14 protein-coding genes are annotated in these 15,674 nt (G+C 68.7%); 7 read left to right on the forward strand and 7 right to left on the reverse strand.

Features of this window, described 5'->3' with window-relative positions:
• Positions 1–57: 57 nt before the first annotated feature.
• Positions 58–879 (forward strand): shikimate dehydrogenase, encoded by an 822-nt coding sequence (gene aroE / locus AC1G9C_RS00125; RefSeq protein WP_480409124.1) that lies wholly within the window; start codon positions 58–60, stop codon positions 877–879.
• Between the two features lie 17 nt (positions 880–896).
• On the forward strand, positions 897–1,253 hold the full coding sequence (locus AC1G9C_RS00130) for a DOPA 4,5-dioxygenase family protein (RefSeq protein WP_397498102.1): 357 nt from the start codon (positions 897–899) through the stop codon (positions 1,251–1,253).
• Positions 1,254–1,491: 238 nt separating this feature from the next.
• Here the strand turns inward: AC1G9C_RS00130 and AC1G9C_RS00135 are convergent, their stop codons facing one another.
• The 3 genes from AC1G9C_RS00135 to betC all read right to left on the reverse strand — a co-directional run bounded on the left by AC1G9C_RS00135 (position 1,492) and on the right by betC (position 5,591).
• Positions 1,492–3,063 (reverse strand): SulP family inorganic anion transporter, encoded by a 1,572-nt coding sequence (locus tag AC1G9C_RS00135; RefSeq protein WP_457788424.1) that lies wholly within the window; start codon positions 3,061–3,063, stop codon positions 1,492–1,494.
• Positions 3,064–3,124: 61 nt separating this feature from the next.
• On the reverse strand, positions 3,125–4,045 hold the full coding sequence (locus AC1G9C_RS00140) for a choline ABC transporter substrate-binding protein (protein WP_457788423.1): 921 nt from the start codon (positions 4,043–4,045) through the stop codon (positions 3,125–3,127).
• 37 nt (positions 4,046–4,082) lie between these two features.
• The gene (betC, locus tag AC1G9C_RS00145; RefSeq protein ID WP_457788422.1) at positions 4,083–5,591 is read right to left on the reverse strand and encodes a choline-sulfatase; all 1,509 of its coding nucleotides are present in this window, start codon (positions 5,589–5,591) and stop codon (positions 4,083–4,085) included.
• A gap of 113 nt (positions 5,592–5,704) precedes the next feature.
• Here betC and AC1G9C_RS00150 point away from each other — a divergent pair, with 113 nt between their 5' ends.
• Both AC1G9C_RS00150 and pbpG read left to right on the forward strand, forming a co-directional pair.
• Positions 5,705–6,625, forward strand: coding sequence for a choline sulfate utilization transcriptional regulator (locus AC1G9C_RS00150; RefSeq protein WP_457788421.1), 921 nt, complete (start codon positions 5,705–5,707; stop codon positions 6,623–6,625).
• A 96-nt stretch (positions 6,626–6,721) separates the two neighbouring features.
• The gene (gene pbpG / locus AC1G9C_RS00155; protein ID WP_480409125.1) at positions 6,722–7,624 is read left to right on the forward strand and encodes a D-alanyl-D-alanine endopeptidase; all 903 of its coding nucleotides are present in this window, start codon (positions 6,722–6,724) and stop codon (positions 7,622–7,624) included.
• 134 nt (positions 7,625–7,758) lie between these two features.
• On the opposite strand, the gene AC1G9C_RS00160 is transcribed toward pbpG, so the two are convergent.
• Positions 7,759–8,652 carry a LysR substrate-binding domain-containing protein gene (locus AC1G9C_RS00160; protein WP_480409126.1) on the reverse strand — a complete coding sequence of 298 codons (894 nt, stop codon included), beginning with the start codon at positions 8,650–8,652 and terminating at the stop codon, positions 7,759–7,761.
• A 100-nt stretch (positions 8,653–8,752) separates the two neighbouring features.
• Here AC1G9C_RS00160 and AC1G9C_RS00165 point away from each other — a divergent pair, with 100 nt between their 5' ends.
• Both AC1G9C_RS00165 and dkgB read left to right on the forward strand, forming a co-directional pair.
• Entirely contained in the window at positions 8,753–9,964 is a 1,212-nt protein-coding gene (locus AC1G9C_RS00165) for an MFS transporter (protein ID WP_480409127.1), read from the forward strand.
• A gap of 24 nt (positions 9,965–9,988) precedes the next feature.
• Entirely contained in the window at positions 9,989–10,792 is an 804-nt protein-coding gene (dkgB, locus tag AC1G9C_RS00170) for a 2,5-didehydrogluconate reductase DkgB (protein WP_480409128.1), read from the forward strand.
• Between the two features lie 52 nt (positions 10,793–10,844).
• On the opposite strand, the gene AC1G9C_RS00175 is transcribed toward dkgB, so the two are convergent.
• Positions 10,845–11,588: an SDR family oxidoreductase gene (locus AC1G9C_RS00175; RefSeq protein ID WP_480409129.1), complete on the reverse strand. Its 744-nt coding sequence runs from the start codon at positions 11,586–11,588 to the stop codon at positions 10,845–10,847.
• Between the two features lie 235 nt (positions 11,589–11,823).
• Between AC1G9C_RS00175 and AC1G9C_RS00180 the strand changes: the two genes are divergently transcribed.
• Positions 11,824–13,533, forward strand: coding sequence for a cation:proton antiporter domain-containing protein (locus AC1G9C_RS00180; protein ID WP_480409130.1), 1,710 nt, complete (start codon positions 11,824–11,826; stop codon positions 13,531–13,533).
• A 60-nt stretch (positions 13,534–13,593) separates the two neighbouring features.
• On the opposite strand, the gene trpA is transcribed toward AC1G9C_RS00180, so the two are convergent.
• On the reverse strand, positions 13,594–14,403 hold the full coding sequence (gene trpA, locus AC1G9C_RS00185) for a tryptophan synthase subunit alpha (RefSeq protein ID WP_480409131.1): 810 nt from the start codon (positions 14,401–14,403) through the stop codon (positions 13,594–13,596).
• Positions 14,400–15,614 carry a tryptophan synthase subunit beta gene (trpB, locus tag AC1G9C_RS00190; protein WP_480409132.1) on the reverse strand — a complete coding sequence of 405 codons (1,215 nt, stop codon included), beginning with the start codon at positions 15,612–15,614 and terminating at the stop codon, positions 14,400–14,402. Before trpB ends, trpA begins: the two co-directional genes overlap by 4 nt.
• Positions 15,615–15,674: the final 60 nt, after the last annotated feature.

A 15,674-nucleotide genomic window follows, 5' to 3' on the forward strand; every position in this document is an offset into this window, starting at 1 on the left:
ACCGCCCCCGGATTTCATCCGGGCTACGGACTGGCGCCTACACAAACAGGATTTCTCATGGACCGCTACTGCGTCTTCGGCAACCCCATCGGCCACAGCAAGTCGCCGCTGATCCACCGCCTGTTCGCCGAGCAGACCGGCCAGCAGCTCAGCTACGAGGCGCTGCTGGCGCCGCTGGACGACTTCGCCGGCTGCGCCCGCGCCTTCTTCGCCGAGGGCCTGGGCGGCAACGTCACCGTGCCGTTCAAGGAAGAGGCCTTCCGCCTCGCCGACCAGCTGAGCGAACGCGCCCGCCGTGCCGGTGCGGTGAACACCCTGAAGAAGCTGGAAGACGGCCGCCTGCTCGGCGACAACACCGACGGCGCCGGGCTGACCCGCGACCTGCAGGACAACGCCGGTTTCAGCCTGACCGGCAAGCGCATCCTCGTGCTCGGTGCCGGCGGCGCCGTGCGTGGCGTGCTCGAGCCCTTCCTGGTGCAGCGCCCGGCGGTGCTGGTGATCGCCAACCGCACGGTGAGCAAGGCCGAGCAGCTGGTGCGCGAGTTCGCCGATCTCGGCCCGCTGGTCGCTGCCGGCTTCGACTGGCTCGACGCGCCGGTGGACCTGATCGTCAACGGCACCTCGGCCAGCCTCGGCGGCGAGCTGCCGCCGATCGCGCCGAGCCTGATCCAGGCGGGGCACACCGTCTGCTACGACATGATGTACGCCAAGGAACCCACCGCCTTCAACCGCTGGGCCTTTGATCAGGGCGCGGCGCGCTGCCTGGACGGCCTGGGCATGCTGGTCGAGCAGGCCGCCGAAGCCTTCGAACTGTGGCGCGGCGTGCGCCCGGACACCGCGCCGGTGCTGGCCGAACTGCGCCGCCAGCTGGCGGGCTGAAGCCCTCGGAGGCCGTGATGAACGACGACGCGCTGCCGCGGATCAAGGGCTACCACGCCCATGTCTACTTCGACGCCGCCAGCCTGGAGCAGGCCCGCGCGCTATGCGAGGAGGCCGCGCGGCGTTTCCCGCTGAAGATGGGCCGGCTGCATGAGCGCCCGGTCGGCCCGCACCCGGACTGGAGCTGCCAGCTGGCCTTTCGCCCCGAGCTGTTCGGCGAACTGCTGCCCTGGCTGCTGCAGCATCGCGGCGGGCTCAACGTGCTGGTGCATCCGATCACCGGCGATGAGCTGCGCGACCACCGCGACTGGGCGCTGTGGCTGGGTCAGTCTCGCCCGCTGGATCTGAGCGTGCTCGACGCCGAGCAAGACTGAGCCGTCGCCCGCGGCTTGCGCCGCCGGTTGGCGCATCGGTAGCGCGCTGATCGGGCTTTGCGTTGCTGCATCGGCCAGCGCGTTGGTTGGCGCGTAGGTTGGCGCTGAGCGCAGCGAAGCCCAACAGGGAGCACGCCGAGCTCCGCCCGACTGACCTCCCGCCACCCCGCCAATCCGCCGCTCATACACCCCTGTTGGGCTTCGTCGCGGGCGCCTCAACCCAAGCTACGGAGCGCGGTCACTCTTCGAACTGCACCGGACAGCGTTCGGCGCCTTCCAGCTTGAGGATCTCCTCCACCACCTGCGGCCGCGCCTGGCGCAGCACCAGGCTGCGTTGCAGGGCCTGCAGGCGGCGCGCCTCCTGGTGCAGCATCTCCACCCCGGCGTAGTCGATGAAGTTGATATGCCGGGCGTCGATCACCAGGCGTTGGCCGCGACTGCGTTGCAGCAGCTGCTGGAGGTAGTGGCAGGCGCCGAAGAAGATCGAGCCGTCGATGCGCAGCACCTCGTCGTCGCCGTCGTGCCACAGGCGCACGCGCGGCTGCGAGGTGCGCTTGAGGTAGAAGAACAGCGAGACCAGCACCCCGGCGTAGATCGCCGTCTGCAGCTCCAGCAGCAGGGTCGCCGCCAGGGTCAGCAGCATCACCGCGAACTCGGCGCGGCTGACCCGGCGCAGCGCGCGAATCGCCGCCAGGTCGACCAGGCCCCAGCAGATCAGCAGGATGCCGGCGGCCATCACCGGCAGCGGGATATGCGCCAGCAGCGCGGCGCCGAACAGGGCGAACAGCGCCACCAGCAGCGCCGAGAACACCCCGGCCAGTGGCGTGCGCGCGCCGGCCTGCAGGTTCAGCGCCGAGCGGGTGAAGGAGCCGGCCGACAGCGAGCCGGCGAACCAGGGCCCGAGCATGTTCGACAGGCCCTGGGCGCGCACCTCCTGGTTGGCGTCGAGGAACTGCTGGGATTTCACCGCCAGGGCGCGGGCGATGGACAGGCTGGTGACCAGGCCGAGCATGCCGCAGGCCACCGCCGCCGGCAGCAGCTGTAGCAGGCTGTTGAGGTCGAACTGCAGCGGCGTGAAGGGCGGCAGGCCGCCCTCGAAGGCGCTGACCAGGGCGATCTCGCCGACCAGCCGCGGCGGCAGCAGCCACACCAGCACGCTGCCGGCGACCAGGCCGAGCAGCAGCGCCGGCGCCTTCGGCCACAGCCGGCGTATGCCCAGGCTGAACAGCAACGTGCCGGCCGCCACGGCCAGGCTCGGCCAGTGCGCGTCGCCCAGGTGCTGGCCGATCTGCAGCAGGCTGGCCAGGGCGGTGGCCTGGCTGGCCACTTCCACGCCGAGCAGGTTGGGCAACTGGCCGATGGCGATCACCAGCGCCGCGCCGAGGGTGAAGCCGAGCACCACCGACTGCGAGACGAAGTTGACCAAGGCGCCGAAGCGCAGCAGGCCGAGCAGCCACTGGAACAGCCCGGCGAGAAAGGTCAGCAGCAGCACCAGGGCGATGAACCGCTCGCTGCCCACCGCGGCCATGGGGCTGACGCTGGTGAACAGGACGATGGAGATGGCCGCGGTCGGCCCGCAGATCAGGTGCCAGGACGAGCCCCACAGGCAGGCGATGATCACCGGCACTATGGCCGCGTACAGGCCATATTCGGCCGGCAGCCCGGCGATCAGCGCATAGGCCAGCGACTGCGGCAGGGCCAGCACGGCGCCGCTCAGGCCCACCAGCAGATCGTTGCCGAGGGTCTTGCGGCTGATGCCGGGCAGCCAGCGCAGGAAGGGCAGCAGGGTCTGGAGGTCGGGTAGCGGCATCGAGATCAGGCTCGGCAGGGTGGGCAGGCTGGCCCCACCCTACGCAATTGCCCCGGCTATTTCAAAGCCGCGCCTTGACCGCGGCCAGGCCGTCGCCGCCGTCGCGGGTGGTGACGCCGTCCAGCCAGGCATCGAGCACCTGCGGGTTGGCCTGCAGCCAGTCCTTGATCGCGGCGTCGTTGCTGGCCTGCTTGCTGAGCACCCGATCCATGATGCTGTTCTCCATCTCCTGGGTGAATTTGAGGTTGCTCAGCAGCTTGCCGGCATTGGGGCATTGCTGGGCATAGCCCTTGCGCGCCAGGGTGTTGACCTGGCCGCTGGCGCCGAAATACTTCTCGCCGCCGCGCAGGTATTTCATGTCGTACTGCACGTTCATCGGGTGCGGCGTCCAGCCGAGGAACACCACGAACTGCTCGCGTTTCACCGCGCGGCCGACCTGCACCAGCATCGCCTGTTCGCTGGACTCCACCAGCGTCCAGTCGCCCAGGCCGAACTCGTCGGCGGCGATCATCTGCCTGATCGACTCGTTGGCCGGCGAGCCGGAGGCGATGCCGTAGAGCTTCCTGTCGAACTTGTCGGCATGCTTGTCGAGGTCGGCGAAGGTCTTCACCCCGGCCTCATAGGCGTAGGTCGGCACGGCCAGGGTGTACTCGGTGCCGTCGAGGTTCTGCGCCAGCTGGTCCACCTCGCCGCTGGCGACGAACTTGTCGTAGTTGCTCTGCTGCGCCGGCATCCAGTTGCCGAGAAACACATCGATCTGGCCCTTCTGCAGCCCGGCGTAGATGATCGGCACCGCCAGGGTCTGGCTCTGCGTCTGATAGCCGAGGCCCTCGAGGAGGAAGCTGGCGATGCCGTTGGTCACGGCGATATCGCTCCAGCCCGGATCGCCCAGCTTGACCTTGGCGCAGCTGGCGTCCTCGGCCCAGGCATTGCCGGCGCTGCTCAGCAGTCCGGTCAGTAGCAGCACGCTGATTCGGTTCATCACGTTTCTCCTTCTTCTGGTTAGGGGCGGCAGTGCTTCAAACCTGGGGATAACGGGCGCGGCGCTCGAGGTCGTCGAGATCGATATGGTTGCGCATGTACTGCTGGCTGGCGTCGACCCAGGGCTGGTGGTCCCAGCTGGTCAGCTTGCCCTGGCTCAGCGCCTCGGCCACCAGGCGCCGACGGCGCTGGCTGGCCAGGGTGGCGGCGTGGATCGCCGGGATATCCCAGCGCGCCCGCGCCTCGGCGAGGAACTCGGCCAGCACGCCCTGGTGATCCGCCGAGCCGGCCAGGTTTTCGCGTTCCTGCGGATCGCGGGCCAGGTCGAACAGCAGCAGCGGATCCTGCTCCGAGTAGACGAATTTCCACGGCCCGCGACGGATCATCATCAGCGGGCTGATAGTGCCTTCGGCCATGTATTCGCCGATGACTTCATCATGGCCCTGGCGACCTTCCAGATGCGCCAGCAGCGAGCGGCCCTCCAGCGCCAGGCCCTCTTCGACCCGGCCGCCGGCCAGTTCCACCAGGGTCGGTAGCAGGTCGAGGGTGGAGACCGACTGGCCGACCCGGCGCGCGGCGAAGCGTTGCGGCGCATGCACCAGCAGCGGCACGCGGGCGGCCATCTCGAACCAGTGCATCTTGTACCAGAGGCCGCGCTCGCCGAGCATGTCGCCGTGGTCGCCGGAGAACACCACGATGGTGTCCTCGGCCAGGCCGCATTCTTCCAGGGTCTTCAGCAGCTTGCCGATGTTGTCGTCGATATAGCTGCAGGCGCCGAAGTAGGCGCGGCGGGCATCGCGAATCTTGGTTTCGGGCAGCGGCTGGTCCCACAGGTCGATGACCTTGAGCAGGCGCTGCGAGTGCGGGTCCTGCTCGGCCTGCTCGAGGTGCTGGCGCGGCAGGGGAATCTCCACGCCTTCGTAGCGCTCCCAGTATTCACGCGGGATGGTATAGGGGTCGTGCGGGTGGGTCATCGACACGGTCAGGCAGAACGGCTGCTGCGGCGTCAGGCGCACGTGGTCGTAGAGGTACTGGCGGGCCTTGAACACCACCTCCTCGTCGAAATCCAGCTGGTTGCTGCGCACGCAGGGGCCGGCCTGCAGCACCGAGGACATGTTGTGGTACCAGCTGGCGCGCACCTCCGGCTCGTCCCAGTTCACCGCCCAGCCGTAGTCGGCCGGGTAGATATCGCTGGTCAGGCGTTCCTCGTAGCCGTGCAGCTGGTCGGGGCCGCAGAAGTGCATCTTGCCCGACAGCGCGGTGCGGTAGCCGAGGCGGCGCAGGTAGTGGGCGTAGGTCGGCACGTCGGCGGGAAAGTCGGCGGCGTTGTCATAGGCGCCGATCCGCGACGGCAGCCGGCCGCTGACCAGGCTGAAGCGCGACGGCGCGCACAGCGGGCTGTTGCAGTAGGCCGAGTCGAACACCACGGCGCGTTCGGCCAGCTTCATCAGATAGGGCATCTGCACCGGCGAGGCGGCATCGTGCAGCGGCAGGATCGGCGCGGCCATCTGGTCGGCCATGATGAAGAGGATATTGGGGCGGCTCATGGCGGCGGCTATTCCATACTGTGGGTTTATGCGACAGTGCGGGCTTCATGATTCCGCTAGAACGGCGACGGGGTAAACCCGCCTCAAAGACATGACTCGGATAACCTCAGCTTATGCATAAAACACTCGACGGCGTGGCCCTGGAGGCGCTGCGGGTGTTCGAGTCGGCGGCGCGCCAGCTCAGCTTCACCGCCGCCGCCAGCGAGCTGGGCAGCAGCCAGCCGGCCATCAGCCAGCAGATCAAGCGCCTCGAGCAGCAGCTGGCCACGCGCCTGTTCGACCGGGTCTACCGCGGCATCGTCCTCACCGAGGCCGGCGAGCTGCTGCTCGGCCACGTCCAGGAGGGGCTGGCCAGCCTCGACGCGGGCCTCGCCGCGGTCACCGCGCGGCAGCAGCACGAGGTGCTGCAGGTGGCCACCGACTTCGCCTTCGCCGCCTACTGGCTGATGCCGCGGCTGCAGCGCTTCAACCGCCTGTACCCGGAAGTGGACGTCAGCCTGATCACCAGTGAGCGCGACCCGGCCAGCGTGCCCAGCGATATCGACGTGGCCATTCGTTTCGGCGACGGCCGCTTCAAGCACGGCGAGGCGCACCTGCTGTTTCGCGAGGAGGTGTTCCCGGTGTGCAGCCCGCGCCTGCTCGGCGCGCGCCAGCCGCCGCTGCCGGCGTCGGTGCTGGCCGAACTGCCGCTGCTGCACCTGCGCCCCGAGCACCGCTCGCGCTGGTTCGACTGGGACGGCCTGTTCCGCGCCCTGGGCATAGCCGCCGTGCCGACCCCCGGGGCGCTGCGCTTCGACAACTACACATTGCTGATCCAGGCGGCCATCGCCGGCCAGGGCGTGGCCATCGGCTGGCGCCACCTGGTCGACGAGCTGCTGACCCAGGGCCTGCTCTGTCGCCTGGGCGAGGCCGAGGCGCAGTCGGCGCTGGGCTACTACCTGGTGCTGCCCGAGCGCAAACGCCGTCAGCGCCTGACCGCGCGTTTCGTCGACTGGCTGCAGGCCGAGCTGGAGTTGCCGGCACAAAGCCTCTGAGCGAGCCATACTGCAAGAGCGTGCGGCGAGTCCCTATACTGGGCGCCGCCCGAGGGTTCGTCCTCTGGCCCCTCTACTCAACCGGTGAAGTGAACCGTGAAACTCCGTCATTCGATTTTGGCCCTGCTGCTGTGCGGCGGCCTTGCAGTTTCGAACCTTGAGGCCGCCCCGGCCAAGCCCCAGCAGGAACTGGCCGCCGGCAGCGCGCTGCTGGTCGACCTGAAGACCGGCCAGGAACTCTATGCCAGCAACCCCGACCTGCGTCTGCCGGTGGCTTCGGTGACCAAGCTGATGACCGCCATGGTGGTGCTCGACGCCAAGCTGCCGCTGGACCAGGTGCTGCCCATCACCATCCGCGACACCAAGGAAATGCAGGGCGTCTACTCGCGGGTGCGCATCGGCAGCGAGGTCAGCCGCCGCGACATGTTGCACCTGGCCCTGATGTCCTCGGAAAACCGTGCCGCCGCCAGCCTCGCCCACCACTATCCGGGCGGCCACGCGGCCTTCGTCGCGGCGATGAACGCCAAGGCCAAGGCGCTGGGCATGCACAGCAGCCGCTTCGTCGAACCCACCGGCATGTCCGAGCAGAACGTCGCCACCGCCCGCGACCTGGCGCTGATGCTCAAGGCGGCGCAGCAGTACCCGCTGATCGGCCAGTTCAGCACCGACTCCGAGGCCACCGTGAGCTTCCGCAAGCCCGCCTACAGCCTGGGCTTTCGCAACACCAACGCGCTGGTGCGCAAGGCCGACTGGGACATCGACCTGAGCAAGACCGGCTTCACCAACGCCGCCGGCCGCTGCCTGGTGATGCTCACCTCGATCAACCATCGCCCGGTGGCCTTCGTCGTGCTCGGCGCCTTCGGCAAGTACACCCATATGGCCGACGCCAACCGCCTCAAGCGCTGGATGGAAACCGGCAAGGTCACCCCGGTGCCGGCCGCGGCGCTGAGCTACAAGCGGCAGAAGCTGGCGGAGTGGAACCTGCAGGCCGGGCAGTGAAGGAAGGGCGACTCGATGAGTCGCCCTTTTTCGTTGACCTCTGGATAGGTCGATCCGGCGTCCCTTACCTGCGGCTGACGCCGCGCGCCGGGTAGGTTGCGCCGCGCACCCCGGCCATTCATCACCGGCGGCAGCTAGCCGTGGCTGCCCAGCCGCTCGCTGAGGAAATCCAGGAAGCAGGTGATGCGCGAGGCCAGCGCGGTGTTGCGGTAGTACACCGCATTGATCGGCTGGCGCACCTCGACCCGCTGCTCGGCCAGCACCTCGACCAGATCGCCCCTGGCCCGATCGGCGTCGGTCATAAAGTCCGACAGGCACACCAGGCCCTCGCCGGCCAGCGCCAGTTCGCGCAGCGTGTCGCCGCTGGAGGCGCGGATGCTCGGGGTGATGCGCCAGCGCTCGCCCTGGGCGTGGCGCAGCGGCCAGTCGTTGAGCCCGTCCGGCTCGGTGAAGCCGATCAGGCTGTGCCCGCTCAGCGCCTCGACGCTGTCCGGCGTGCCGTGGCGCGCGAGATACCCGGGGCTGGCCAGCACCCGTCGCCAGCTGTGGCACAGCGGCCGGGCGTGCAGGCTGGAATCGGGTAGCGCACCGATGCGGATGGCCAGGTCGGTGCGCCGCTCCAGCAGGTCGATGATGCGGTCGTCGCTGTGCAGTTCCAGCTCGATCTGCGGGTAACGCGCGCGAAACTCGCCGATCAGCGGGACTATCACGTGCAGCATAAAGGGCGAGGCGGTGTTGACCCGCAGCCGTCCGGACGGCGCCTGGCGGCGCAGCGCCATCTGCTCCTCGGCGTCTTCGACGCTGGCGAGGATGCGCCGCGCCTGGGCGAGGAACAGCTCGCCCTCCTCGGTCAGCTCCAGGCGGCGGGTGGTACGGCGCAGCAGGGTGACGGCGAGCTTTTCCTCCAGCCGGCTCAGCGCGCGGCTCACCCCGGAGGCGGTCTGTTCCAGCTGCGCGGCGGCGGCGCTGATCGAACCGCTGTCGACCACGCGGACGAAGGCGAGCATTTCTTCCAGGCTGGTTTTCATTGTTGATCTTCAGGCAAAAGTCTTTGCTGGGTTATCGGCTTTTTCCGCATGAGTCTGGCTCGGATACTGCGCGCCATCAACCTCATTGCGGAGCCATTCCATGCCCATTGCCCTGCTCGCGCTGGCCCTCAGCGCCTTCGCCATCGGCACGACCGAGTTCGTCATCGTCGGCCTGTTACCCACCATCGCCGCCGATCTGGGGGTCGATCTGCCCTCCGCCGGCCTGCTGGTCAGCCTCTACGCCCTCGGCGTGGCGGTCGGCGCCCCGCTGCTTACCGCGCTGACCGGCAAGCTGCCGCGCAAGGCTCTGCTGCTCGGCCTGATGCTGCTGTTCAGCGCCGGCAACCTGCTGGCCTGGCAGGCGCCGGGCTACGAGTCGCTGATCGTCGCGCGCATCGTCACCGGCCTGGCCCACGGCGTGTTCTTTTCCATCGGCTCGACCATCGCCACCAGCCTGGTGTCCAAGGAAAAGGCCGCCAGTGCCATTGCCACCATGTTCACCGGGCTGACCGTGGCGCTGGTCACCGGCGTGCCGCTGGGTACCTTTATCGGCCAGCACTTCGGCTGGCGCGAGACCTTCCTGGCGGTGTCCGCCCTCGGCGTGATCGCCTTCGTCGGCAGCCTGCTGTACATCCCTCGCGGTATCGCTCATACCCCGCCTGCCTCGCTGCTGACCCAACTGGCCGTGCTCAAGCAGCCGCGCCTGCTGCTGGTGTACGCCATGACCGCCCTCGGCTACGGCGGCACCTTCACCGCCTTTACCTTTCTCGCGCCGATCCTGCAGGAGCTCAGCGGTTTCAGCGCCGGTGCGGTGAGCCTGGTGCTGCTGGTCTATGGCGTGTCGGTTGCCGTGGGCAACGTCTGGGGTGGCAAGCTGGCCGACCAGCGCGGGCCGATTGCGGCGCTGAAGCTGATCTTTGCCCTGCTCGCCGGTGTTCTGCTGCTGCTCGGCCTCACCGCCAGCAATCCCTGGCTGGCCCTGGGCACCGTGTTGCTGTGGGGCGCCGTGGCCTTCGGCAACGTGCCGGGGCTGCAACTTTACGTGGTGCGGCAGGCCGAACATTTCAGCCCGCAGGCGGTGGATGTGGCCTCGGGCCTGAATATCGCCGCCTTCAACCTGGGCATCGCCGGCGGCGCCTGGCTCGGCGGGCATATCGTCGCCCAGCTCGGCCTGATCCACACCGCCTGGATCGGCGCGCTGGTGGTGCTCGGCGCGCTGGCGCTGACCGCCTGGAGCGGTCGTCTGGACAGCCGCAACCCGGCGCTGCGTGGGGCGGTCACTGCCCGCTCCGGCCTGGTGGTCGGTCACTGATTCCGTCAATCAAGGAGATTGCGCATGAAATTCATCCCTGCCTTCGGCCTCGGCACCTTCCGTCTCAAGGACCAGGTCGCCATCGATTCGGTACGCACGGGGCTGGAACTGGGCTATCGGCATATCGACACGGCGCAGATTTATGGCAACGAAGCGGAGGTCGGCCAGGCCATCGCCGCCAGCGGCGTGGCGCGCGACGAGCTGTTCGTCACCACCAAGATCTGGACCGAGAACCTCGGCAGCGGCCGGGTGATCGCCAGCCTGCGGGAGAGCCTGCAGCGCCTGGGGCTGGAGCGGGTCGACCTGGCGCTGATCCACTGGCCGTCGCCGGGCGACAAGATCCCCGTGACGCAGTACCTGGGCGAACTGCTGCAGGCCAAGCGCCTGGGACTGACCGCGGCCATCGGCGTATCCAACTTCACCATCGCCCATCTGCGCCAGGCCATCGATGCGGTGGGGGCGGACGAGATCGCCACCCACCAGGTGGAGATTCACCCACTGCTGCAGAATCGCAGGCTGGTCGACTTCACCCGCCAGCAAGACATTCACCTGACCGCCTATATGCCGCTGGCCTACGGCAAGGTGCTGGCCGAGCCGGTGATCCAGCGCATCGCCGCCGCCCATGGCGCCAGCCCGGCGCAGGTGGCGCTGGCCTGGTCGCTGCAGCAGGGCTATGCGGTGATCCCCTCCTCGACCAGGCGCGAGAATCTGGCTGCCAACCTGGCTGCGGCCGAGCTGCGCCTGAGCGCCGAGGACATGGCCGCCATCGCCGGCCTGGAGCGCGGCGAGCGGGTGGCCAACCCGGGGTTCGCGCCGCGCTGGGACTGAGCCTGGCACCCGCAGTAGGCTGTGGGAGGGGCTTCAGCCGCGACCTTGGGCCCTACCGCCCGCCGGCGATATCGACCAGCGCGCCGGTGGTGTAGCTGGCCTTGTCGTCGAGCAGCCAGAGGATCGCCTCGGCCACTTCCTCGGCCCGCCCGGCGCGGCCCAGCGGGGTGCTCTTGCCGAGGCGCTCGGCGCGGTCCGGCTGGCCGCCGCTGGCGTGGATCTCGGTATCGATCAACCCGGGGCGCACGGCGTTGACCCGCACGCCCTCGCCGCCCAGCTCCTTGGCCAGGCCGCGGGTCAGCACGTCCAGCGCGCCCTTGGCGCCGGCGTAGTCGACGTACTCGAAGGGCGCGCCGAGGCTGGCCGCCACCGACGACACCAGCACCATCGACCCGCCTTCGCCACCACGGCTGCGGGCCATGCGCCGGGCACCCTCGCGGGCGGTGAGGTAGCTGCCCAGCACGTTGACCGCGAAGATGCGGCGCAGGCGTTCGCCGCTCATCTCCAGCAGCGGCAGGGGCGGTGCGACTATGCCGGCGTTGACCACCAGGCCGTGCAGCGGGCCGAAGGCGTCCATCGCCTCGAACAGGCGCAGCACCTGGCTTTCTTCCGCCACGTCGGCCTGCAGCGCGACGGCCTCGCCGCCACTGGCGGTGATCTGCGCCACCACCTCGTCGGCGGCGGCGCGGTCGCTGTGGTAGTTGACCCCGACGCGCCAGCCGCGGGCGGCGGCCAGCAGCGCGGTGGCGCGACCGATGCCGCGGCTGGCACCGGTGATCAGCAGGTTCTTGCTCATGGGGCGGGACTCCGGGGTTACGGATGCCGCGGTGATAGCACGGCGCGTGCGCCCGGGCCAAGCCCGTCAACCCCGGGCGCGCGGTGCGGCCGGGCCGAGAATCGGCACTGCGCTGGACAGATGTTGCAATTATTGATTTATGGAATTGATCTTGATGCTTTGATAGTGTGCGTCGATTGTCTTTCGTCTCAGCCGCATCGGCGCGCCCGGTCGGCTCCTGAATCAAGGAGGTGCCATGGAGCACAACATCTCCCTTATCAGCATGCTCGCCGGCGGCTTCGGCATGGCGTTGATCTGCGGTTTTCTCGCCGAGAAACTGAAGCTGCCGGCGCTGGTCGGCTACCTGCTGGCCGGTATCGTCATCGGCCCGGCGACCCCAGGCTTCGTCGCCGACATGGAGCTGGCGCCGCAACTGCTGGAAATCGGCGTGATGCTGCTGATGTTCGGCGTCGGCCTGCACTTCTCGCTCAAGGACCTGCTGGCGGTGAAGAAGATCGCCCTGCCCGGCGCGGTGGTGCAGATGGGCCTGGCCACGGCACTGGGCATCGGCGTCGCCAGCTGGTGGGGCTGGACCTTCGGCGAGAGCCTGCTGCTCGGCCTGTCGCTGTCCTGCGCCAGCACCGTGGTGCTGCTCAAGGCCCTGGAAACGCGCGGCATCCTCGATTCGATGAACGGCCGTATCGCGGTCGGCTGGCTGGTGGTCGAGGACCTGGCCACGGTCTTGGTGCTGGTGCTGCTGCCGCCGCTGGCCGGGGTGCTGGGCGGCAATCCGGCCGTCGGCAGCGGCGCTGCGCCGCTGTGGCAGGTGCTCGGCGTGACCCTGTTGCAGGTGGCCGGTTTCATCGCCCTGATGCTGCTGGTCGGGCGCCGGGTATTGCCCTGGCTGCTGCTGCAGATCGCCAGGACCGGCTCGCGCGAGCTGTTCACCCTGTCGGTGGTGGCGGCTGCCATCGGCATCGCCTACGGCGCCTCGGTGCTGTTCCATGTGTCCTTCGCCCTCGGCGCCTTCTTCGCCGGCACGGTGATGCGCGAGTCGGACCTGTCGCACCGCGCGGCGGAAGAGTCGCTGCCGCTGCGCGACGCCTTCGCCGTGCTGTTCTTCGTCTCGGTCGGCATGCTGTTCGACCCCGCCGTGCTGCTCGACGAGCCGCTGCGGGTGCTGGCGGTGGTGGCGATCATCGTCCTCGGCAAGGGCCTGGCGGCCGCCGTGCTGGTGCTGGCTCTGCGTTACCCGCTGAACACCGCGCTGACCGTGGCGGCCAGCCTGGCGCAGATCGGCGAGTTCTCCTTTATCCTCGCCGGCCTGGGCTTGGCCCTGGGTCTGCTGCCGCAGGAGGGCATGAGCCTGGTGCTGGCCGGCGCGCTGATCTCCATCGCCCTCAACCCGCTGCTGTTCGCCTGCATCAAGCCGTTCAAGGCCCTGGCGCTGCGGCGCTCGGCTTTGGCGCGGCGTCTGGAATTCCGCGAGGACCCGCTGGCGGTGCTGCCGGCCAGCACCGAGCTCAAGTACCTGGAAGGCCAGGTGGTGGTGGTCGGTTACGGCCGGGTCGGTCGGCGCATCGCCGCGGCCCTGTTGGCGCGCGGCATCCCCTTCGTGGTGGTGGAGCAGAACCGCGAGCGGGTCGAGCAGATCCGCGCCCAGGGCCTGGTCGCGGTCAGCGGCGACTCGGCCGAGCCGGGCAGCCTGATCCAGGCGCATATCGCCAAGGCGGCAATGCTGGTGATCGCCACGCCCGACCCGCTGCACGTGCAGCGTATGGTGGAGATCGCCCGCACGCTGAACCCACAGATCGAGGTGGCGATCCGCACCCACAGCGCCGACGCGGTGGAGATTTTTCGCCGCGAAGGCCTCGGCGCGGTGTTCTTCGACGAGGAAGAGCTGGCGCGCGGCATGCAGGAGCATATTCTCGCCAAGTTCGCCCCGGCCGCCGCCGGCGGCCACTGAGGGCGCACAAAAAAGCCGCTGGCGGAGCGATCCGGCAGCGGCTTTTGTTTGCCCGTGGCGTTAGCGGCGCGCGCCGCGTACCCCTTCGGCCAGTTCGCGACACAGACCGAGCACGCCGTCGATGGCCTGCTGCGGGCTGTTCGCCTCGGCGATCTTGTCGATCAGCGCCGAGCCAACCACCGCGCCCTCGGCGCGCTTGGTCACTTCGGAGGCGTGCTCCGGGGTGCGGATGCCGAAGCCGATGCACAGGGGCAGGTCGGTGTGGCGACGCAGGCGCGCCACTGCCTCTTCGACGTGATCCATGGTCGCCGCTCCGGCGCCGGTGACACCCGCCACCGACACGTAGTAGACGAAGCCGGAGCTGCCAGCCAGCACCGTGGGCAGGCGGTCGTCGTCGGTGGTCGGGGTGGTCAGGCGGATGAAGTCCATGCCTGCGCTCTGCGCCGGTTCGCACAGCTCGTCGTTATGCTCCGGCGGCAGGTCGACCACGATCAGGCCGTCGACGCCGGCCTCTTTGGCGTCACTGATGAAGCGCTCGACACCGTAGACGAAGATCGGGTTGTAGTAGCCCATCAGCACCAGTGGCGTGCTCTGGTTGCCTTCGCGGAATTCGCGAACCATCTGCAGGGTCTTGGCCAGCGTCTGCTTGGCCCCCAACGCGCGGATATTGGCGAGCTGGATGGCCGGGCCGTCGGCCATCGGGTCGGTGAAGGGCATGCCCAGCTCGATCACGTCGGCGCCGGCATCCGGCAGGCCCTTGAGGATCTGCAAGGAAGTCCCGTAGTCGGGGTCGCCGGCGGTGACGAAGGTGACCAGCGCGGCGCGGTTTTCCTGCTTGAGTTCGGCGAAACGGTTCTGCAGGCGGCTCATGCGTGCTTCTCCTGGTTGTCCTGCATGTGGTGCATCACGGTCTGCATGTCCTTGTCGCCACGACCGGACAGGTTGATCACCATCAGGTGATCCTTGGGCAGCTTGGGTGCGCGTTTGAAGGCTTCGGCCAGCGCATGGGCGCTTTCCAGGGCCGGGATGATGCCTTCCAGGCGGCAGCACTGGTGGAAGGCTGCGAGCGCTTCGTCATCACTGATAGGCACGTACTCGACGCGCTTGATCTCGTGCAACCAGGCGTGTTCGGGGCCGACGCCGGGGTAGTCGAGGCCGGCGGAAATCGAGTGGGCATCGGTGATCTGGCCGTCGTCGTCCTGCAGCAGGAAGGTGCGGTTGCCGTGCAGCACGCCCGGCGCACCGCCGGCCATGCTCGCCGCATGCTTGCCGGTGTCGATGCCGTGGCCGGCCGCCTCGACGCCGACGATCTGCACGCCGGCATCGTCGAGGAAGGGGTGGAACAGGCCGATGGCGTTGGAGCCGCCGCCGATGCAGGCCACCAGCGAGTCGGGCAGTCGCCCTTCCTTCGCCAGGATCTGCTCGCGCACTTCGTTGCCGATCACCGACTGGAAGTCGCGCACCATGGCCGGGTACGGGTGCGGGCCGGCGGCGGTACCGATCAGGTAGAAGGTGTTGTGGACGTTGGTCACCCAGTCGCGCAGGGCTTCGTTCATCGCATCCTTGAGCGTGCCGGTGCCGGCGGTGACCGGGATCACCTCGGCGCCCAAGAGCTTCATGCGAAAGACGTTGGCCTGCTGGCGGTCGATGTCGGTGGTGCCCATGTAGACCACGCACTGCATGCCGAAGCGTGCGGCCACGGTGGCGGTGGCCACGCCGTGCATGCCGGCGCCGGTCTCGGCGATGATGCGCTGCTTGCCCATGCGCTTGGCCAGGAGGATCTGGCCGATGCAGTTGTTGATCTTGTGCGCGCCGGTGTGGTTGAGGTCTTCGCGCTTGAGGTAGATCTTCGCCCCGCCGAAGTGCTCGGAGAGGCGCTCGGCATGGTACAGCGGGCTGGCGCGGCCGATGTAGTCGCGCTGGAAGTAGGCGAGTTCTTCGAGGAAGGCCGGATCGCTCTTGGCCTTCTCGTATTCGGCGGCCAGCGAGTTGATCAGCGGCATCAGGGTTTCGGCGACGAACTGACCGCCGAAGCGGCCGAACAGGCCGCGCGCGTCGGGGCCGGTGCGAAATGAGGTCATGGTCGAGCTCCTGTCTGGGGCCTCTGCCCACGAGCGGGCAGGAGGTTTGGCAATGGCGCC

Source organism: Pseudomonas sp. ABa2 (assembly GCF_056676075.1).